This window comes from Faecalibacterium sp. BIOML-A4 (assembly GCF_009679665.1).
GTDB classification, from domain to species: domain Bacteria; phylum Bacillota; class Clostridia; order Oscillospirales; family Ruminococcaceae; genus Faecalibacterium; species Faecalibacterium taiwanense.
Genome location: NZ_WKZG01000001.1, coordinates 129744 through 150193, shown reverse-complemented (window position 1 = coordinate 150193; position 20450 = coordinate 129744). Strand labels below are relative to the sequence as shown.

15 protein-coding genes and 1 other RNA gene are annotated in these 20450 nt (G+C 57.7%); 4 read left to right on the top strand and 12 right to left on the bottom strand.

Translation table 11 applies throughout. The features are described 5' to 3' along the window. Positions 1–47 precede the first annotated feature (47 nt). The 11 genes from GKG34_RS00715 to GKG34_RS00665 all read right to left on the bottom strand — a co-directional run bounded on the left by GKG34_RS00715 (position 48) and on the right by GKG34_RS00665 (position 14200). Entirely contained in the window at positions 48–1487 is a 1440-nt protein-coding gene (locus tag GKG34_RS00715; RefSeq protein ID WP_154255368.1) for a TrkH family potassium uptake protein, read from the bottom strand. A 12-nt stretch (positions 1488–1499) separates the two neighbouring features. Next, positions 1500–2870, bottom strand: coding sequence for a Trk system potassium transporter TrkA (gene trkA / locus GKG34_RS00710; RefSeq protein ID WP_005940088.1), 1371 nt, complete (start codon positions 2868–2870; stop codon positions 1500–1502). Positions 2871–3038: 168 nt separating this feature from the next. Further along, positions 3039–4358, bottom strand: a complete 1320-nt coding sequence (locus tag GKG34_RS00705) for a thymidine phosphorylase (protein WP_154255367.1) — start codon at positions 4356–4358, stop codon at positions 3039–3041. A gap of 171 nt (positions 4359–4529) precedes the next feature. Further along, on the bottom strand, positions 4530–5447 hold the full coding sequence (locus tag GKG34_RS00700; protein WP_154255366.1) for an ABC transporter permease: 918 nt from the start codon (positions 5445–5447) through the stop codon (positions 4530–4532). Between the two features lies 1 nt (position 5448). Then, entirely contained in the window at positions 5449–6618 is a 1170-nt protein-coding gene (locus GKG34_RS00695; RefSeq protein ID WP_005940077.1) for an ABC transporter permease, read from the bottom strand. Between the two features lie 3 nt (positions 6619–6621). Continuing rightward, positions 6622–8136, bottom strand: a complete 1515-nt coding sequence (locus GKG34_RS00690) for an ABC transporter ATP-binding protein (RefSeq protein ID WP_097782087.1) — start codon at positions 8134–8136, stop codon at positions 6622–6624. A 295-nt stretch (positions 8137–8431) separates the two neighbouring features. Continuing rightward, positions 8432–9607, bottom strand: a complete 1176-nt coding sequence (locus GKG34_RS00685) for a BMP family ABC transporter substrate-binding protein (RefSeq protein WP_005940071.1) — start codon at positions 9605–9607, stop codon at positions 8432–8434. A gap of 273 nt (positions 9608–9880) precedes the next feature. Beyond that, positions 9881–10327 (bottom strand): cytidine deaminase, encoded by a 447-nt coding sequence (locus GKG34_RS00680; protein WP_005940064.1) that lies wholly within the window; start codon positions 10325–10327, stop codon positions 9881–9883. 90 nt (positions 10328–10417) lie between these two features. Next, positions 10418–11137 (bottom strand): purine-nucleoside phosphorylase, encoded by a 720-nt coding sequence (gene deoD, locus GKG34_RS00675; RefSeq protein WP_005940061.1) that lies wholly within the window; start codon positions 11135–11137, stop codon positions 10418–10420. Between the two features lie 78 nt (positions 11138–11215). Beyond that, positions 11216–13099, bottom strand: a complete 1884-nt coding sequence (locus GKG34_RS00670) for a M23 family metallopeptidase (RefSeq protein WP_243139181.1) — start codon at positions 13097–13099, stop codon at positions 11216–11218. A gap of 174 nt (positions 13100–13273) precedes the next feature. Beyond that, entirely contained in the window at positions 13274–14200 is a 927-nt protein-coding gene (locus GKG34_RS00665) for an RluA family pseudouridine synthase (RefSeq protein WP_154255365.1), read from the bottom strand. A gap of 109 nt (positions 14201–14309) precedes the next feature. Between GKG34_RS00665 and rnpB the strand changes: the two genes are divergently transcribed. From rnpB to GKG34_RS00645, 4 genes are all read left to right on the top strand, one after another. Then, positions 14310–14647, top strand: an RNA gene (gene rnpB, locus GKG34_RS00660) — RNase P RNA component class A. Between the two features lie 216 nt (positions 14648–14863). Then, entirely contained in the window at positions 14864–16789 is a 1926-nt protein-coding gene (locus tag GKG34_RS00655) for an NAD(+) synthase (RefSeq protein WP_154255364.1), read from the top strand. Positions 16790–16792: 3 nt separating this feature from the next. Further along, the gene (locus tag GKG34_RS00650) at positions 16793–17146 is read left to right on the top strand and encodes a NusG domain II-containing protein (protein WP_154255363.1); all 354 of its coding nucleotides are present in this window, start codon (positions 16793–16795) and stop codon (positions 17144–17146) included. 19 nt (positions 17147–17165) lie between these two features. Beyond that, positions 17166–18878, top strand: a complete 1713-nt coding sequence (locus tag GKG34_RS00645; RefSeq protein WP_005940045.1) for an LCP family protein — start codon at positions 17166–17168, stop codon at positions 18876–18878. Positions 18879–19067: 189 nt separating this feature from the next. On the opposite strand, the gene GKG34_RS00640 is transcribed toward GKG34_RS00645, so the two are convergent. Then, the gene (locus GKG34_RS00640) at positions 19068–20246 is read right to left on the bottom strand and encodes a phosphopentomutase (protein ID WP_005940039.1); all 1179 of its coding nucleotides are present in this window, start codon (positions 20244–20246) and stop codon (positions 19068–19070) included. Positions 20247–20450: the final 204 nt, after the last annotated feature.

The window sequence follows — 20450 nt, the reverse complement described above, 5'->3', positions numbered from 1 at the left end:
TGCTCAATACGAGCAGGAGATCACAGATGGCTTTTTATAATTGCTTTTTAGAATCTGCGCCATGTATCCGGCACGAACAGCACCAGCATCGGGAAGATCTCCAGACGGCCGGCCAGCATGTCGAAGATCATCACCAGCTTTGCGGGGTTCGTAAAGCTGCCAAAGTTCATCATGGGGCCTACCTGCGCAAGGCCCGGGCCGATGTTGTTCAAAGTAGCTGCAATGGCTGTGAAGTTCGTCACCATATCAAAGCCATCCAGACTGATGAGCAGGAAGGATACCACGAAGATGAAGAAATACGCGCCCATAAACACATTGGTGGTGCGAATGGTCTCGTGGTTGAGCAGCTTGCCGTCCATGCGGACGGGGGCCACCACCTGTGGGTGCAGCGCCTGCTTGAGCTCCTTGCCAAGGGTCTTGCCCAGAATGAGGAGGCGGCTCACCTTGATGCCGCCGCCGGTGCTGCCTGCGCAGGCACCAATGAACATGAGCACCACCAGAATTTCTTTGGAGAGAGTGGGCCACAGGTCAAAATCGCAGCTGGAAAAGCCAGTGGTCGTGATGATGGAGCCCACCTGAAAGGCTGCCTGACGCACCGCTTCGCCAAAGCTGTTATAAAGGCTGTAGATATTGGCCGTGATAATGCCAATTGCCACCAGAATAATGGCGAAGTAGCCGCGCACTTCCTCGCTGATGGCGCGGTTGAATTTGCGCAGCAGCAGCAGGAAGTAGGCATTGAAGTTGACACCAAACAGGATCATGAAGATGGTCACGACCCACTGGATGTAGGGAGAAAAGCTGGTAAAGCTGTCGTTCTTGAAGCCGAAGCCGCCGGTGCCCGCCGTACCGAAGGCCGTGAGCATGGACTCAAACAGCGGCATGCCGCCCAGCAGCAGGAATACCACCTCCAGCACGGTGAGTGCAAAGTAGATGCCGTACAGGATCTTTGCGGTAGACTGCACCTTGGGCACCAGCTTATCCACCTGAGGGCCGGGGCTTTCTGCCTTCATCAGGTTGACGTGGGAGCCACCGGTCAGGGGCAGCAGCGAGAGCAGGAACACCAGAACGCCCATGCCGCCGATCCAGTGGGTGAAGCTGCGCCAGAACAGGATGCCCTTGGGCAGATCCTCTACCCCGGGCAGGATGCTGGCACCAGTGGTGGTAAAGCCGGACACCGTCTCAAACAGGGCATCCACCGGGTTCGGGATGCAGCCCGTCACCACAAACGGAACGGCGCCCACGATGGAAATGACGATCCAGCTCAGCGAGGTAGCAGCAAAGCCCTCCCGCATATAGAACATCTTGCTTTTAGGCTTGATGCCGCGCAGGGCGTAGCCGATGGCGGCGCTGACTGCCGCCGTGATCAGAAACACGCCCAGCACGAACCATTCGCCGTAGATCCAGCTGGCCGCTGCGGGCAGCAGCAGCAGCGCACCCTCGATCAGCATGACATAGCCCAGCAGACGGAAAACGATCGCATAATTCATAGTCTGCCTCCGTCAACCCTCTGCGCCCTTGTCCAGAATATCGCGCAGGTCATGCAGACCATGCTCCAGCGTGACCACGATCACGTTGTCGCCCACCTGGATCTGGTCGCCGCCGCGCGGGATCAGGATCTGATGGCCGCGGGTGATGCAGCACAGCAGCAGATTCTTTTTCAGGTGCAGCTGGCTCAGGGGGACACCGGTGGCAGCGCTCTTCTCGTGGACGGTAAATTCCAGCGCTTCCACGCGGTCGTCCAGAATGCGGTACAGCGTCTTGATGTTGCTGCCCGCTTCGTTCTGCAGTGCACGCACATACTGCACGATGTAATCGCAGGTCATGTACTTGGGGTAGACCACGCTGCCCAGATCCAGACCGGCCAGAATATCATCGAACTCCAGACGGTTGACTTTGGTGACCAGCTTGCCCTTGGAGTGCTTTTTGGCAAACAGAGTCAGCAGCACATTCTCCTCGTCGATGTTGGTCAGGGCCACAAAAGCCTCGGTGGACTCCATGCCCTCCGAGAGTAGGAATTCGCGGTTGGAGCCGTCCTCGTTCAGGATCTGTGCGCCGGGCAGCTGCTCGGCCAGCTCCATGCAGCGGGCAGGGTCGCGCTCCACGATGCGCACACGCACGTGGTTTTCCAGCAGCTCCTGGCTCAGATAGAAGGCGATGGCACCGCCGCCCACGATGAAGGCATTGCGCACCGGGCGCACCGGCAGGTGGATGCGCTGGAAGAACTCGTGGGCCTTATCCTGTGTTGCAAGGAAGGTGACCTGATCGCCGTTCTGCAGTACAAAGTTACCGTTCGGGATGATCACGCCGCCGCTGCGCTCCACTGCACACACCAGAATGTCGCTCTTCAGGCGGGTGGGGATCTCGCGGATGGCCACGCCATCCAGCCCCTGCTCTGCAGTGAGTGCAAACTTGATCAGCCGCACACGGCCGTCTGCAAAGGTGTCGATCTTGCTTGCACCCGGGAAGCGCAGCAGATGGGAGATCTCCTTTGCTGCAGCCATTTCCGGATTGATGATGGCCGAAATGCCGATCTGCTTTTTGATAAAGTCCAGCTCATGACTGTAGGACGGGTTGCGCACACGGGCAATTGCATGACAGTGGCCCGCCTTTTTGGCAAACATGCAGCACAGCAGGTTTAGCTCATCCGAACCGGTCACGGCAATGAACACATCCGCGTCTTCAATGCCGGCCTCTGCCAGCGTGGTGATCGAGGAACCGTTGCCCACGATGCCCAGCACATCGTAGCTTTCAGTCAGGTGCTCTACACGCGCTTTGTTGGTATCCACAATGGTCACATTATGGTCTTCCTCACTGAGCTGCCGCGCCAGCGCAGTACCAACCTTGCCGCCGCCCACCAGAATGATCTTCATAACAAGTCCTTTCTCTTTCCGCGTCCCTTCTGCCGGGACAGCACAAATCCATCATAGTATACCATATCTCCTGCCAAAGTTCCACTGTTTTCCACATTATGCAACAAAAACCTGCCAAATGACGCAAAAAAGCCCCGGGAGATACCGTCCCGGAAGCTTTTATTTCATTTAATAGCGCGCCACGCCGTCCTTCGTTACAAGGGCATACACCAGCGGGGCTTCCTCCGGCTTCTCAGGGCCGTATCCAAGGCCGCTGCGGTACTCGGCGGCGGCAGCTTCAAACTTATCGGCTGCGCCGTAGAAGGTAGCCAGACTCTCGCCCTTCTTTACGTAGTCGCCGCGCTTTTTATGCAGGGTGATGCCGGCGGCAAAATCCAGTGGGTCGCCCTTTTTCTGTCGGCCCGCACCCAGCAGCACGCTGGCAGAGCCGATCTTCTCGGCATCGTTCGCCACAATGTAACCGTCTTGCTCTGCCAGCAGCTCAAAGCTTGCCGCGGGCTGCTCAAACAGGCTGTAATCGTCCAGCACGCGGGTATCGCCGCCCTGCGCCGCAAACATCTCCTTGCACTTAGCAAAGGCAGAGCCATCGGCGATCGCCGTCTCGGCCATGGCGCGGCACTCGGCAGGAGTGCCCTTATCGGCCAGCACCAGCATGTTCGCCGCCAGCTGCAGGCAGACCTCGGTCAGGTCGGCGGGGCCATGGCCCTTGAGCACATCCATGCTTTCCATGACTTCCAGACTGTTGCCAATGTTATGGCCCAGCGGGGTATCCATATCGGTGATCATGGCAGCCACCCGGCGGCCGTGATGGGTGCCAATGGATACCATCAGCTTGGCCAGCTCAATGCTCTGGTCTACCGTTTTCATAAAAGCTCCGGTGCCGGTGGTCACATCCAGCAGGATGGCATCCGAGCCGGAAGCCAGTTTCTTGGACATGATGCTGGATGCGATGAGTGGGATGCAGCTGACGGTCGCGGTCACATCCCGCAGGGCGTACATCTTTTTGTCGGCAATGGCAATGCCCTCGCTCTGGCCAATGACCGACAGGCCGATCCTGTTCACCTGCGCAAAGAACTCCTCCTGTGAGAGGGCGGTTCTGGTGCCGGGCACGCTCTCCATCTTATCGATGGTGCCGCCGGTATGGCCAAGGCCCCGGCCGCTCATCTTGGCGATCTTCACGCCGCAGGCCGCCACGATGGGGGCAATGACCAGCGTGGTCTTGTCACCTACGCCGCCGGTGGAGTGCTTGTCCACCTTGATGCCCGGAATGGGCGAAAGATCCACCATCACACCGCTGTGAGCCATCACATCGGTCAGCTCTGCGGTCTCCTCATCGGTCATGCCGCGCAGATAGACAGCCATCATCCATGCAGCCATCTGGTAATCAGTCACTTCTCCGCTGACATAGCCATTGACGATCTGCTCCAGCTCCTCACGGCTGTGCGTACCGCCATCACGCTTTTTTGCGATCAGATCATAAACGCGCATCGTATCACGCTCCTCGTTTTTTCAATAGTACGACATTGTAAGATATAGTATAGCAAAATTCCAAACAAAAGCAAGTATCATTCTGTAAACTTTGCCCAATTTTAAGCCAAAAAGGGCGCAGCCGCCCGAAAAAGCAGCTGCGCCCTTGTTTTGGGAACACAAATCGTCGTTTTAGCGGGATCCCTTGTCGTAGGGGATGCCCTCTGCCTTGGGTGCCATGCTGTTCTTGGAGGTAAACGCAAGAATGATCATGGACGCCACGAACGGCATCATGTTGTAGATGTTGCTGGACCAGTGCAGCTGTGCCAGGAAGGTGGAGTCTGCAATGTTTGCCAGACTCTTGAACACAGCAAAGAACATGGCTGCGCCAAAGATGTTGAAGGGCTTCCACTGGCCAAAGATCATAACAGCCATGGCAAGGAAGCCTGCGCCGGCCACGCCCACCTCAAAGTTCCAGGTCTGCACCGGGGGCACAATGTAGGCCATACCGCCGATCGCGCCCAGTGCACCGGAAATGACAACACCGGCATAGCGCATCTTGTAGACATTGATGCCCACAGAGTCCGCTGCCTGCGGATGCTCGCCGCAGGCACGCAGGCGCAGGCCAAAGCGGGTCTTGTACAGCACTACATAGCTGATGATCAGCAGAATGATGCCCAGCGGCACAAAAATGCTCAGCTCCAGCCCGCCGATGCTGAACAGGAAGGGCCTGTTGGTGTAGTTCAGCTTTGCACTGCCGCTCTCGCTGAAATTCTTGGCAAGGACCACCGCGATGGCCGTGGCCAGCAGGTTCAGGGCCGTGCCGCCGATAGTCTGATCCGCCTTCAGGTTGATGGAGGCAAAGGCCAGCAGCAGACTGTACACCATACCGGCCAGTGCCGCCACCAGAACAGAGATCAGCACCACGAGGAAGACCGGCATTTCGGCAGGCAACATGGTCAGGGTGAGAACACCCGCCACACCGCCAATGACCATGATGCCTTCCAGTGCAATGTTGATGATGCCGGAGTGCTCACTGAACATACCGCCCAGTGCCACCAGCATCAGAACGATGCCATACAGCAGCGTATATTTGATCAGAAGCAGCATATCACTTGCCCTCCTTTTCGGTTGCAGATTTTGCAGGAGCAGCAGGCTCTGCGTTCACATTGGTTTTATCGGCATTCTTGAACAGCAGTGCGTGGATCTTGCCGCGGAACAGCATGGAGAATGCACACAGGTAGATGATGATACCGCTGATCAGGTCCGAGATCTCAGTGGGGTAATACTTGGTGGAAAGGAAGGAGCCGCCCACCGAGATATGGGAAATGAAGATTGCCGAGAAAATGGTGCCAATGGGGTTGGAGCTTGCCAGCAGTGCAACGGAAATGCCGTTGAAGCCCATTGTCGGCAGGCTGGTGGAGTTCAGCGGGTTCCACTGGGACACATTGGACAGATAGTACAGGCCCGCACCAAAACCGGCCAGCGCACCGGCAATGGCCATGGAGAGGATGATGTTCTTCTTCTCGTTGATGCCGGCGTAGCGGGCAGCGCTCTTGTTCAGGCCCACAGCCTTGAGCTCGTAGCCGAAGGTGGTCTTGTTCAGCACCACCCAGATCAGAACTGCCACTGCTGCCGCCAGGAAGATGGCAATGGTGGTGCTGTTGGTCTGGAACAGCTTGTTCAGGCCGAAATCCGGGATGATGGACTGAGCGTAATCGGCGTTCTTGCTGATGTTGATGGTACGGGTGTTGCGCACATCGTACATGGGACCGGTGCCGTTCTGGTAAATGAGCTCATTGACCAGATACAGGCCGATCCAGTTGAACATGATGGAGGTAATGACTTCGTTGATGTTGAAGTAGGCCTTGAAGAAGCCGGGGATCGCACCCCAGATGCCGCCCAGAATGGTGGCTGCGATCAGACAGACGAACCACGGCAGCTTGAGCATGATGGCGCAGTACAGAGCGCCGTAAGCGCCCAGCGTGTACTGACCCGCCGCACCGATGTTGAACAGGCCGGTCTTGAAGGCAAAGGCCACGGACAGACCGGTCATAATGAGGGGAGCCGCATTTGCCAACTCCTTGCCGACACCGTAGGGTGCGTCATGGAAGCCGCCCTTCAGGATGCGCACAAAGCCGTCGCCCCATGCGTGGGCCGGGTTGATGGCCAGCAGCACCAGAAAACCGACCACAAGGCCGATCAGGATGCACAGCAGAGCAGCCAGCACACTGGTGATGGAGCTGTTCAGACTGCTGTGGGAAAGTTTTTTCTTGTTCATGTGTTATTTGCTCTCCTTTCCCTGCTTGCGTGCGCCTGCCATATACAGGCCCAGCTCCTGCACGGTGGTGGTCTTGGGGTCAAATTCGCCCACAACCTCGCCCTCGTACATCACAAGGATGCGGTCGGACAGGTTCATCACCTCGTCCAGCTCCAGACTGACCAGCAGCACGGCCGTACCCTTATCGCGCTCGGCCACGATCTGACGGTGGATGTATTCAATTGCACCAACGTCCAGACCGCGGGTTGGCTGGACTGCCACCAAGAGCTTCGGGTCCTTATCGATCTCACGGGCAATGATGGCCTTCTGCTGGTTGCCGCCGGACATGCTGCGCACGGTGGTCAGGCTGCCCTGACCGCTGCGCACATCGTACTGGGCAATGAGCTTATCGGAGTATTCGCGCACCTTATCGCTGCGGATAAAGCCGCCCTTCTGGAACTCGGGCTGCCAGTAGCGCTGCAGCACCATGTTGTTTTCCAGGCTGTAATCCAGCACAAGGCCGTGCTTGTGGCGGTCCTCCGGGATATGGCTCATGCCGTCCTTGGAGCGCTGACGGATGGACTCGTTGGTGATGTCCTTGCCGTCCAGTGTGATCTTGCCGCTGCTGATCTTTTCCAGACCGGTCAGGCCGTAGACGAACTCGGTCTGACCGTTGCCCTCGATACCGGCAAGACAGACGATCTCACCGGCGTGCACCTGAAAAGAGACATCCCGGACTGCGTCCTTCTTGTGCTGGGCGCTGTGCATGGTAACGTTTTCCACATCCAGCACCACCCTGCCGGGGTCTGCGGGCTTTTTGTCCACCTGCAGCTGCACATCACGGCCAACCATCATGCGGGAAAGCTCTTCCTTGGTGGTGTCCTTGATGTCCACGGTGCCCATATACTTGCCCTTGCGCAGAACGGTGCAGCGGTCTGCCACCGCCATGATCTCGTTGAGCTTGTGGGTGATGAACAGGATGGACTTGCCTTCCTTCTTGAACCCGCGCATGATCTCCATCAGTTCGTCGATCTCCTGCGGGGTCAGCACTGCGGTAGGCTCGTCGAAGATCAGGATCTCGTTGTCGCGGTACAGCATCTTCAGGATCTCAACGCGCTGCTGCATACCAACAGAGATATCGCTGATCAGTGCATCCGGGTCCACGCGCAGGCCGTACTTTTCGCTCAGGGCCATCACCTTTTTGCGTGCCTCGGCCTTCTGCAAAAAGCCCATCTTGTTGGGTTCCACCCCCAGAATGATGTTGTCCAGCACGCTGAAGCATTCCACCAGCTTGAAGTGCTGGTGCACCATGCCGATGCCCAGTGCGTTTGCATCATTGGGGTTGCGGATGACAACCTCCTTGCCGTTTTTGCGGATCTGACCAGCTTCCGGCTGGTACAGGCCAAACAGCACGCTCATCAGCGTACTTTTGCCGGCGCCGTTCTCGCCCAGCAGGGCATGTACCTCGCCTTTGCGCAGCTGCAGGGTGATATCGTCGTTTGCCTTGATTCCAGGGAACTCCTTGGTAATGTGGAGCATTTCGATCACAAAATCCTCTGCCAATCTGCTCACTCTCCTTTCGTGTCGTTTCGACACCGATACTTCTTTAAGTTCCATTATACCTGATTTGCGGCAATTTGCACATGTCTTTTTTGCTTTTTGGCAGAAAGCACAGATAATAGTATTACTTTTGTACTCTTTTCACGAAGAGTACGCTGCATTTTTCCCGCATTACGCCAATAGAAGACAGAAAAAAGCGGGACACCCCGTTACAGGATGCCCCGCTTTGAAAAGAACTATCGATCGTCCGCAGGCAGGCCTGCCGGACAACAGCTTACTGGATGTAGTTGACAGTGGTGAACTCGCTGACGGTGGGCTTGGTAGCGTCGTCGGAGCTGTTATCAACAGTGATCTCGCCGCTCTTGATCTTGCCCTTGACTTCCTCGTACTCGTCGGTGGTGAAGGACTCGAAGTTCCAGCTGTCTGCATCGGTGGGCAGGCCGATATAATCGCCGTCCTCCAGACCGAAGTTGCCATTGGAACCTGCGATGTCGTCCCAGCTGCCGGCATCGATATCAGCCAGAGCAGTGTTGACAGCCTCGGACAGGCCCTTCATAGCAGAGGTGATGAACGGGTTATAAGCGTAGGTGCCATCTGCAACGCCGTTTGCACCGATGTAGTTCTGGTCAACGTCAACGCCGATGACGTAGCCGTTGTTCTTCAGAGCAGCCTCAACAGCGGAGGTGTAGATGCCGCCGCCGCAGGCAAAGACGACCTGAGTGCCGTTGGAGTACCAGCCCTCCATACGGGAGGTGATGTTTGCATCGCCGTAGAACTGGCCGCCATAGAAGTAGTTGATCTCGATGTTCTGACCCAGCTCAGCAGCAGCAGCGTCAGCGCCCTGCACGAAGCCGTAGCCGTAACGGATAACAGCGGGAACAGCCATGCCGCCCAGGAAGCCCAGCTTGGTCTTGCCGTCCTTTGCGATGGCGTAGCCTGCCAGATAGCCTGCCTGCTCCTCCTTGAAGGTGATGCAGTAGCAGTTAGCAGGGATAGCGTCGGTGCCGATATCGCCCTGAGTCACATCGATGGCGATGAACTTGACATCGGGATACTGGTCAGCAGCCCATGCCAGAGAAGCGCCGTACAGGTAGCCGACACAGACGATCACATCAGCGCCGTCGTTGACAGCCTGACGGATCATGGTCTCGCGGTCCTCATCGGAAGCGTCAGCCTCGGGAATGTAGTACTGGCAGTCATCGCCCATGTAGCCGGAAACAGCAGTCCAGCATGCCTGGTTGAAGCTCTCATCATCGATCGTGCCGGTATCGCAGGTCAGAGCGACCTTGACGATCTTCTCACCGCCCTCAGCAGCAGAGGAAGCAGTAGAAGCAGCAGCGGAAGAAGCGGTGCTGGTAGAAGAAGCGGAAGAACCGCCGCAAGCGGTCAGAGCAGCGGCAGCGGCAGCGGCACCAGCCACAGCCAGGAAATTACGACGAGAAATCATCATAATCAAACTCTCCTTTTATTTTTAATAAAATTGCGTCAAACAAATAAAATGCGCAGAACTGCACATTTACTGGCTCAAGTATAACGGCAAGCCGTGTCAGATGCAAGCGAATTCCGATTACAAAATCTTTACAATAATTTTGTAAGTTTTTATCAAAAGTAGTATTTATGCACAAATTTGCCGTAGTTCCGTGCGTTCTCTGTGCTTTGGCACACAATGCACGTATTGCCGTCACTTTATTGTCCTGCAGTGCACCTCTGCGTTTTTATCCCGTCACTTCACGGCACGGTTGCCCGCCACATTGGAGGGGCCAAAACCGAAGGGCAGCAGTTCGTCCATGCTGCGCTCGATAAAGTCTTCCGGTGTCTTTGCCATGATAACGTTCAGTTCCGGCCCGCCGAATTCAAACAGAGCCTGGCGGCACACCCCGCAGGGAGAAGTGATCTGCTCGTTCACCTCGCCGCGGCGGCTGCCCACCACAGCAATGTCTGTGAACTCGGTCACACCCTCGGCCACCGCCTTGAACAGAGCCGTGCGCTCTGCACAGCTGGTGGGGGTAAAGGCAGCGTTCTCCACGTTGCAGCCGGTAAAAATGCGGCCATCCTTGGCGCGCAGGGCAGCGCCCACCATAAAATCGCTGTAGGGCACATAGGCTTTTTCCCGTGCAGCCAGTGCCATGCGGATGAGCTCCTTCTTTTCTTCCAGGGTCAGGTTTGTCATATCCGTCACTCCTTTTTTGGTTTTCAGGGGTCGAAAACAGCGCGGCAAGCCCTTTTGCAGGCAAACCGCGCTGAAATGCGTTTTTAACGCTTAGTATTCTGCACCCAGTGCTACCTTCATCATATCGGTAAAGCTCTTCTGGCGCTGTTCTGCCGTGGTGATTTCCGGCGAAACAAAGCTGTCGGAAATGGTCAGCAGGCAGGCAGCGTTCTTGCCCAGCACCTGTGCATTGGCAAACAGGGCAAAGCTCTCCATCTCCACGCACAGGCAGCCGCGCTCGTCGCGCAGCTTTTCCCAGTAGGTGGGCTTTGCATCGGAGGGCTGACGGTAGAACACATCCGAAGAGTGGATGTTTCCCTCGATGAGGGGGATGCCCTGCTTTGCGGCAGAAGCGCGCAGCTTGTCGTTCAGGCTCTGGCTGGGCAGCGTGATGTCCCCTTCAAAGCCGCTCTGCACGCGGGCATAGTTGCTTTCACTCACAGCACCGGCGGCCAGCACCACGTCAAACAGCTTGGCCTTGTCGGTATAGCTGCCGGCAGAGCCGATGCGGATGATGTTCTCTACATCGTAGAACTTGAACAGCTCATAGGAATAAATGCCAATGGACGGCATGCCCATGCCGCTGCCCATCACGCTGATGGGACGGCCCTCGTAAGTGCCGGTAAAGCCCAGCATGCCGCGCACGCCGGTCACCTGACGGACATCCTTGAGGAAGGTGTCCGCAATGAATTTTGCACGCAGAGGATCGCCCGGCATCAGGACGGTCTTTGCAAAGTCGCCTTTTTCAGCACTGATGTGAGGGGTAGACATAAGATCATCTCTCCTTTTCTGTTACATAATACAGCAGATGGGCCTTCTCCGGAGAAAAAGCCCTCTGCAAACTTACCTTTACCTATACTTTCTGCGGTTGAACACATTCTGCGGCGCGATGTAGCTGCCGTTGCGGCGGATCTCAAAGTGGCAGTGGTTGCCGCTGGAGCGTCCGGTGCTGCCCACATAGCCGATCAGCTGGCCCTGCTTGACCGTCTGACCAGAGTGCACCGCCAGCGACAGACAGTGCGCATACACCGTGGTGTAGCCGCTGCCGTGGCTGATGATGATGGAGTAGCCATAACCCGTACCGGCACCGGCCTTGTTGTAGCCGGCCTTGGTCACGGTGCCGCCCGCCGATGCGTAGATGGGCGTACCGGCAGCCGCACAGATATCCACACCCTTGTGGCTGCCGCCGTACCAGCGCGAGCAGTTCCGGTAGCCGGGCACCGGCCAAATGAACTGACCGCTGCCGGTGATGTAGCTGGTGCTGCTGGTCACCTTTTTGGTGCCCTTCACGATCTTTTCCGTGACAGGCTCCTGCACCACTTCCGTGCTCAGGATCTTCTGAGAAAGCTGGATGCCATCGGTGTTATAAACACGCTGCGCCGTGATCTGACGCAGGCCGTTCACACCGTTCTGCACCGTTTTCTTGGTACCCACCGTGTACTCGTTGGAGGTGGTGGTCTCGGTGGTATAGGGAATCTCCTCCTGCCAGGTTTCCACCTTGGTGATGCGCACTTCCAGCGTAGCTTCCTGCTTGGTCACGATCAGCTCATCACCGGCCTGAATGTTAGATTTCTCGTTCAGGGGCGCGCCCTTGAAATTGGTATTCAGTTCGCACAGCTCACGGAAGGTGAGGTCGTTTTTCTGGGCGATGCTCCATAGCGTGTCGCCTGCGCCCACTGTGTAGATCTTTTCCTGCTGCTGCACACCGGAAAGTTCCTTTTCCACATCCGCTTCGTCCTGAAAGCTGTCGTTGAAGTAGATGCCGTTTTCCAGCGTGACTTCCTTGTTGAAGCCCACGGTCACGTTGGAGTTCTCAGGGTCCTCATAGGGTTCCAGCAGGCTGCTCAGGTAGCTCTGCAGGCTGACACCATCGCTGCACACTGCGGTCAGCTCGCCATCCAGATACAGGGCCGTGCCCTCGCTGATCTCGTCGCTGGCGCTCTTCAGGATCGCGTCCGCCATCTCGTTTTCATCCATGGTCTTGTGGGCCACGGTAACGGTGTAGGTAGGCTCCACGGTCCACTTTGCATGGTCGGTGTCTGCGTAGTTGATACGCTCCTGCACCGCCTCACGGGCCGAGTTGAACACATCCTCATTGGCTACATAGCCGACGGTCTGGCCGTTCACCTGCACCTCCAGCGCATAAGGCTGGCGGACGGTATGGTTGAACACGGTCACCATAACGGCCAGTGCGCACACCGGCAGCACATACATGGCCATGCGCGGCAGTGTTTTCAGGTTGCGGCGCACGCCGCTGGCCAGATAATGTACGCTGGCTTTGCAGGCTGCGGCAAAGCCTTTTTCTTTCCGCACCCGTTGGGCGTGCACCAGCAGCGAACCGCAGCCCCGGAAGAACAGCCAGATCGGGCCGAACAGGTCCCGGAACATCTGCGCTGCCCCCGGGAACGCCATTGCCGCAGCATTTGCCAGCAGTGTCGTAAATGCCTGCCACAGCCACAGCCAGCCGCTGCGCAGGCCGCGCCCAACGCGGACGAATCCATACTCTGTAGAATAGCCCAGTGCATACAGCGTCTCCCCGATGACTGGCACGGCAGAATTCTGGGCAAGCTTTCTGCCAAAATCATTCACATGATTCTGGGTTTTACGGCGCAGCCGGTGCCGGTGCAAAAGCCCCATGCATTGCAGCTGTGCCCAAAGGGAGCGCAGCCTCTGGCCGCGTTTCGGTTTTACCGGTGAAGCGGGCTGCTGCTCCTTTGTCTTGTCTTCGATCAAAAGGTTTTTCTCCTTCCTTGCCGCCAATGCACACACGGTGCCGGGATAAGACGGCGGCGGTCTTGGGCGCACATGCCCTTTCCAGCAGGCTCATGCACACAACATTCTTATTTTATTATACACCCTGCCGTCTTTGAAACAAGCATTGTCACAAAATTTGGGCGGTTCTTTCACTTACTTTTCACCAAAAAGCTGTTTCATATCCTGCGGCAGCGGGCTTTCCGCCGCAGCAGTCTTCCAGTTATTTCCATTTGCCGGGCATTCCACCCGGATCCCGCCCTCCACCGGGGTGTACACCGGCACCCGGAAGCTCTGCCTTGCACAGTGCAGCGCCTGCCGCCCAATGCGCTCCCGGCTCCCGCCGTAAAGGTCATCCCCAGCCAGCGGGTGGCCGATGGACGCAAAATGCACCCGGATCTGATGGGTGCGGCCCGTTACCGGCACACAGGCGGCAAGGCTCAGGCCGTTTTCTGCTTTTAATATGGTATACTCGGTGCGGCTGGGCTTGCCGTCCGGGGTCACGCAGCGGCCAATGATGCTCTCCGCCTGGCGGCCAATGGGCGCGTCGATCACGCCCGGACCCAGCGGCAGCTCTCCCTCCACAACGGCATAGTAGAGTTTTTCCACATTCCGGGCCAGCAGCGGCGCAGCATAGGCGTGCTTTGCAGCCAGAACAAGGCCGCTGGTGTCCTTATCGATGCGGTTCACCGGGCGGAACACCGGGCTGATGCCCTGCTGCGCAGCCCATGCCGCATACCCGTTGGCAAGGGTATCGTAGGGGTAGTTCAGGGTGGGGTGCACGGCCAGATGCGGCGGCTTTTCCAGCACCACTGCAAAGGCATCCTCATAGACCACGTTTACCGGGATCTCCGGCTGCGGGGCCACGCCTTCCCCTTCCGGCGGCAGCTCAAAGCTGACCGTCTGCCCCGGGTACACCCTGCGGTTGGCAAGGACAGGCTCTCCATCCGCAAAAAAGCCGCTGCCCCGGAACTTGACTGCACGGGCAAGGTCGGTAGAAACGGCACACTGGCGCAGAAAATTGCGCAGAAGCACTCCGTTTTGGGTCTGCGGCGTATCGGGCACCGTAAAAAACAGCCGCATATGCACCCACCTCCTGCGCAAAAAAACATAAAAATATATAAGATATTATATCAAAAAAGGCTTCTACTTGCAAATCCTGCTTTTTTATGGTATCATGAGGAGCGGAAAACGAGTGGAACATACGGCGGCGGGGCGGCTTTGACCGCTCTGAGGAAAGTCCGGGCCTCACAGAGCACGGTAACTGCTAACGGCAGCCGAGGGTGACCTTAGGGAAAGTGCAACAGAAAACAAACCGCCGCAGCAATGCGGTAAGGATGAAACGGCGAGGTAAGAGCTCACCAGCGCATGGGTGACCATGCGGCTTTGTAAACCCTACCGGAAGCAACGCCTATATGGGACGTACAGCGCTGCTCGCGTGTCCCGAAGGCGGCACGAACCTGTCAGCAATGGCAGGTCTAGACAGATCGTCGTTTAATACAGAACCCGGCTTACGGTCTATCTCGTTTTCCATTTTTCAGTCTTTGATTCCCGCACATTTTTGTGTGGGATTTTTTATTTTTTGTCTTGCCCGCTTTCTCCGTCGGGCAGTGCGAGATGGAGAGAGCGCGGCTGTTTTGTTTTTGTCATTGTTCTTTTACTTCCCGTTTGGGTCTGTTTGTGGTATACTATGTGCACTGCAGGAAATTGCAGTCAACTAAGAAAGACAGGATGTGAAATCCTCCGATGAAAGATGGTTTTTTGAAAGCAGCCGCCCTTTCTCCCGCACTGCGGGTGGCCGACTGCGCCTATAATGTCCGGCAGATCACGGATGCTTTGCGCAAAGCTGCAGCCCGCGGCGTAAAGCTGGCCGTGTTCCCCGAGTTCTGCCTGACCGGCTATACCTGCGGCGATCTGTTTCTGCAGCGCACGCTGCAGACCGGTGCACTGGATGCCCTGAGCACCCTGCTTGATGAAACAAAAGCACTGGACGTTGTCACGCTGGTGGGCCTGCCGCTGCTGGTGCACGGCAAGCTGTACAACTGCGCCGCCGTGCTATGCCATGGCCGCATTCTGGGTCTTGTGCCCAAGACCTATCTGCCCAACTACGGCGAGTTCTACGAGAAGCGCCAGTTCACCCCGGGCAGCACCGAGGTGGAGCTGGTGGAGGTGTGTGGTCAGCAGGTGCCCTTTGGCACCTCCCTGCTGTTCCGCTGCCGCCAGATGCCCAGCTTTGTGCTGGGTGTGGAGATCTGCGAGGATCTGTGGAGCGCCCTGCCGCCCTCCACCTTCCACGCGCTGGCCGGTGCGACCGTGATCGCAAATCTTTCCGCCAGCGATGAGACCGTCGGCAAGGCCGAGTACCGCCGGGCGCTGGTGTCCAACCAGTCTGCCCGCCTGCTGTGCGGCTACCTGTATGCTTCCGCCGGGCACGGTGAGAGCACGCAGGACATGGTGTTCGCCGGCCACGACCTGATCGCCGAGAACGGCACCATCCTCTCTGAGAACGCTCCCTTTGACGGCGGCTGTGCCGAGACCGAGATCGACTGCCAGCGCATGGAAGCCGAGCGTGCCCGCAACACCAGTTTTGAGCTGAGCGGCGAGGGCTACCAGACCGTGGAGTTCGATCTGGAACCGACAGAGACCACGCTGACCCGCTGGATCGACCCCGCACCCTTTGTGCCCGGCGACCCCAAGCGCCGCGCCGAGCGCTGTGAGCTGATTCTGAAAATGCAGGCGGACGGCCTTGCAAAGCGGCTGGAACACGCCCACGCAAAGACCGCCGTTATCGGCATTTCCGGCGGCTTGGACAGCTGTCTTGCACTGCTGGTGGCTGTGCGTGCCATGAAGCAGCTGGGCCGCCCCGCCCGGGATGTGCTGGCTGTGACCATGCCCTGCTTTGGCACCACGAAGCGCACCCGCAGCAACGCAGAGATCCTGTGCGATGAGCTGCAGGTCTCCTTTAAAGAGATCGATATCGCCAACACCGTGCACAGCCATTTTGCGGACATCGGTCAGGACGAGAGCGTGCTGGATGTCACCTTTGAAAACGGTCAGGCCCGCGTGCGCACGCTGGAGCTGATGGATACCGCCAACCGCACCGGCGGTCTCGTGGTGGGCACCGGCGACCTTTCGGAGCTGGCGTTGGGCTGGGCCACCTACAACGGCGACCACATGAGCATGTACGGTGTGAACGCCGGTGTGCCCAAAACGCTGGTGCGCCACCTTGTGCGCTACGAAGCCGACATTGCCGCCACCGATGCTCTGCGCACGGTGCTGCTGGATATTCTGGATACGCCTTTCTCCCCGGAGCTGCTGCCCGCCAAGGACGGCGAGATCGCGCAGAAGACCGAGGACCTTGTGGGACCCTACGAGCTGCACGATTTCTACCTGTATCAGGTGCTGCGCTTCGGCTTTGGCCCGGCCAAGATCTTCCGGCTGGCAAAGGCTGCATTCGCAGGCCGGCCGGAGTACCCGGACAGCGTGCTGTACAAGTGGCTGCGCAACTTCTACTGGCGGTTCTTTGCCCAACAGTTCAAGCGCAGCTGCCTGCCCGACGGCCCCAAGGTGGGCAGCGTGACCCTTTCGCCCCGCGGCGACTGGCGGATGCCCAGCGATGCCTGTGCCGCACTGTGGCTGGCTGAGCTGGAACAATTACAGATCAAGGATTAACGCATGAAAAACAAAAAGCTGCTTACCGATCTTCTCTTTGCCGTGGTCATTCTGGCCATTGCCGCTGTACTGCTGGTGGTGCGCCGCGTGCACGCTTCCGGCTCCGGGCTGCGGGCCGAGCTGATCTACGGCGACAACAACACCACCATGAACCTGCCGCTGGACGTGGATGAGACCTATGATGTGGACACCGGTTACTATACCGTCCACATCCAGATCAAGGACGGTGCAGCCCGGTTCGTGGATTCGCCCTGCCCGGATCACATCTGTGAAGGCTTTGGCTGGCTTTCCAACGAAGATCAGACCGCCACCTGCCTTCCGGCCCGTGCAGTGCTGACCATTGTACCTGTTTCCTGACAAAAAGGAGTGGTTTTGAATGATGGATGAAAACGATCGTTCCCACGAAGATTACCGTTCTCTGCGGCACATCAGCCGCAAGGAAGGCTCTGAGGATACTGCGCCCATCGAGGTAGACAGCTCGGCGTTTTTTTCCGAGCTGCCGCCGGAACAGCCCAGCACACCGCCTCCGGCCCAGCCTCCCCAGAAGCCGCCGCGCAGCGGCCACAACACACCCGTACCGCCCAAGGCCCATCCGCCCGTGGATGGAGCCGTGGCAGTACCTTCCAAGTGGGGGAAAATTTTGCTGATCTTACAAGGTATTTTAAGCATTCTGACACTGGTGCAGCTGTGGCGCACCCAGATGCTGCCGGTGCTGTATCTGGTCATTCTGGCCGCGCTGCTGGCGCTTTTGTGGCTGCTGGTAAAGCGCTGTCAGGAGTACAATGTTCCCGGCAAGGTGGCCCGGGTATTTTCGGTGTTCCTGTGCGCTGCCATGGCGCTGGGCTGCTTCTGGGCCCAGCAGGGCCTTTCTGCCTTGGGCAGCATGACCTCTGGCCTGCTCACCGGTGCCGAGGCCAACAAGATCACCAAGGAGCCGTTTGTGATCTACCTCAGCGGCGTGGACACCCGCGGCGAGTTGACCGAAAATGCCCGCAGCGACGTGAATATCCTTGCTGCCGTGAACCCTGTCACCAAGAGGGTGGCCCTGATCAACACCCCGCGCGACTACTACGTAGACCTTGCCGGCACTGACAGCAAGGATAAACTGACTCACGCCGGTCTGTACGGCGTGGAAACCAGCATGGCCACACTGGGCAATCTGTACGGCGTCAATGTGGACCATTACATCCGCATCAACTTTGCGGGCTTCATCAGCATCATCGATGCGCTGGGCGGCGTGGATGTCTACTCCGATCAGGCGTTCACTTCTGTTGGCAGCCCCGGCTACTATGACCCCACCACCTTTGTGGAGGGCTGGAACCATCTGGACGGCAAGGCCGCTCTGGCCTTTGCCCGTGAGCGTCACGCCTTTGCATCCGGCGATATCCAGCGCGGCATCAACCAGATGAAGGTGATCGATGCCATGCTGAACAAGATCAAGTCCCCTGCCCTGCTGATGGGCTTTTCCAAGATCATGGATGCCGCAGCCGACTGCTTCGTCACCAGCTTTTCACAGGATCAGATCAGTGCGCTGGTGCGGATGCAGCTGAGCGACTTTGCCGAGTGGGATATTGAAAGCTATACCGTCACCGGCACAAGCTCCAGCAGCACCAAGTGCTACTCTGCCAAGGGACAGAAGCTCTACGTCATGAAACCGGATGATGCTTCTGTGAGCAAGGCCAGGGAAATGATCGCGTCCGTGCTGGGCGGTGAGGGCACCGTTGCCGACACCACCCAGAAGCCGGAAAAGACCGATGTGTTCACCCCTACCACCGACCCGAACGCTGCCGTTTCGGAGGTGCCTGCGGAGAGCGTTCCCGAAGAAGTGCCCGCCGACAGCCTGCCGGAAGAGACCGTCCCGGCTGACCAGCCTGCAGATGCAGAGCAGCCTGCCGACACCCAGCCGCAGGAGCCGGAGGTCCCCGCCGAGGGCGAGACCGGCAGCGGTGATACGGCCGGAGAAGCACCGTCCATCTCCCTGCCCACACAGGAAGAGGTGGAACAGGCTGCATCGTCCATCTACAATGCGGCTTCCTCCATCTGGGGTGCCATTCAGGATGCTGCTTCGCAGCAGAACGACGCGGCCTGACGATTTAAAATGTCCTCCGCGCAAGCTCCGGACTCTATCGCGGAAATATTATTTTATTTGCAAAACAGGAAACAACTGCGGTCGTTTCCTGTTTTGCTTTTTCACCAGAAAATCCGTGCCGATAAACTGCATAAAAATGCCGCCTGCATCTTGAACCAATGCAGGCGGCTTTCTCATTCTATAAAATCATTATGCCTTGATCTCGTTCCAGACGCTCTTGCCGTCCAGAGAGGAAGCATCCACATCAAGATACTCGCAGATGGTCTGGGCGATGGTGCCAAAGCACAGACGGGTGCCAAGGTCAACGCCAGGCTTCACGCCCTTGCCGCAGATCAGGTACGGCACATACTCGCGGGTGTGGTCGGTGGTCTTGGTATAGGACGGGTCGCAGCCGTGGTCAGCGGTGACCATGAGGAGATCGCTCTCCCGCATTCCGGGGATGAAGTCGGCCACGAACTTGTCAAACTCGGTGGCAGCGGCGGCATAGCCTGCTACATCGCGGCGGTGGCCGTAGAGCATATCGAAGTCCACCAGATTCACAAAGGCAAGGCCCTCAAAGTCGCGGGTCTGCAGTGCCTTGGTGAAGGCGATGCCATTGGTGTTGCCAGTGGTCTTGATCTTTTCGGTCACGCCCTCACCGTCGAAGATGTCAAAGATCTTACCCACAGCGATCACATCCCTGCCAGCATCTTTCAGCAGATCCAGCATGGTAGCGCGGGGCGGCTTGAGGCTCAGGTCGTGGCGGTTGGTGGTGCGGTAGAAGGTATCCGCAGTGTGGCCCAGGAAGGGGCGTGCGATCACGCGGCCCACGCCGTACTCGCCCTTGAGCATCTCGCGGGCGATCTCGCAGTAGCGGTACAGCTCATGCACCGGCACCAGCTCTTCGTTGGCGGCCACCTGAAATACACTGTCGGCACTGGTGTAAACGATAAGGGCGTTTTCTTTCATGGCCTGCTCGCCGTAATCCTTCAGTACCTGCGTGCCGGAGTAAGGCTTGTTGCACAGCACCTTGTGGCCGGTCTTTTCCTCAAACTCGTGGATCAGCTCATCCGGGAAGCCGTTCGGGAAGGTGGGCAGCGGCTTGGGGCTTACCACACCGGCGATCTCCCAGTGACCAATGGTGGTATCCTTGCCCATGCTCTGCTCCTGCAGGCGGGCAAAGGAGCCGATGGGCGCTGCGGTCTTTTCGCCTGCGGTCACACCATCAATGTTGAACATGCCCATCTTTTGCAGGTTGGGGCAGTTGAAGTTGGGATGTTTTGCAATGGCACCCAGGGTGTTGGTGCCCTCGTCGCCAAAGGCGGCGGCATCCGGCTCTGCACCGATTCCAAAGCTGTCGAGGACGATCAGAAAAACACGCTTTTCCATATCGTTTTTTCTCCATTTCTTCCGGGGACCTGCCCCGGATAAGTGACACTATCTTTACTTATCATTATAAGCAAATCCTGTGCCGGATGCAAGCTTTTTCGCCTTCCCGCAAATATCCGTCATTTTCACCAAAATGTTCGTCATTTTGTTCACGAATTGACCGGGCGTTTTTTCATTTTTAAACGTAAATGCGTCATTCCGTGG

Excerpts from the sequence above, each read along its gene's own strand:
- GKG34_RS00715 (WP_154255368.1), bottom strand. The coding sequence starts at position 1,487 with ATGAATTATGCGATCGTTTTCCGTCTGCTGGGCTATGTCATGCTGATC.
- trkA (WP_005940088.1), bottom strand. The coding sequence starts at position 2,870 with ATGAAGATCATTCTGGTGGGCGGCGGCAAGGTTGGTACTGCGCTGGCG.
- GKG34_RS00705 (WP_154255367.1), bottom strand. The coding sequence starts at position 4,358 with ATGCGCGTTTATGATCTGATCGCAAAAAAGCGTGATGGCGGTACGCAC.
- GKG34_RS00700 (WP_154255366.1), bottom strand. The coding sequence starts at position 5,447 with ATGCTGCTTCTGATCAAATATACGCTGCTGTATGGCATCGTTCTGATG.
- GKG34_RS00695 (WP_005940077.1), bottom strand. The coding sequence starts at position 6,618 with ATGAACAAGAAAAAACTTTCCCACAGCAGTCTGAACAGCTCCATCACC.
- GKG34_RS00690 (WP_097782087.1), bottom strand. The coding sequence starts at position 8,136 with ATGCTCCACATTACCAAGGAGTTCCCTGGAATCAAGGCAAACGACGAT.
- GKG34_RS00685 (WP_005940071.1), bottom strand. The coding sequence starts at position 9,607 with ATGATGATTTCTCGTCGTAATTTCCTGGCTGTGGCTGGTGCCGCTGCC.
- GKG34_RS00680 (WP_005940064.1), bottom strand. The coding sequence starts at position 10,327 with ATGACAAACCTGACCCTGGAAGAAAAGAAGGAGCTCATCCGCATGGCA.
- deoD (WP_005940061.1), bottom strand. The coding sequence starts at position 11,137 with ATGTCTACCCCTCACATCAGTGCTGAAAAAGGCGACTTTGCAAAGACC.
- GKG34_RS00665 (WP_154255365.1), bottom strand. The coding sequence starts at position 14,200 with ATGCGGCTGTTTTTTACGGTGCCCGATACGCCGCAGACCCAAAACGGA.
- GKG34_RS00655 (WP_154255364.1), top strand. The coding sequence starts at position 14,864 with ATGAAAGATGGTTTTTTGAAAGCAGCCGCCCTTTCTCCCGCACTGCGG.
- GKG34_RS00650 (WP_154255363.1), top strand. The coding sequence starts at position 16,793 with ATGAAAAACAAAAAGCTGCTTACCGATCTTCTCTTTGCCGTGGTCATT.
- GKG34_RS00645 (WP_005940045.1), top strand. The coding sequence starts at position 17,166 with ATGATGGATGAAAACGATCGTTCCCACGAAGATTACCGTTCTCTGCGG.
- GKG34_RS00640 (WP_005940039.1), bottom strand. The coding sequence starts at position 20,246 with ATGGAAAAGCGTGTTTTTCTGATCGTCCTCGACAGCTTTGGAATCGGT.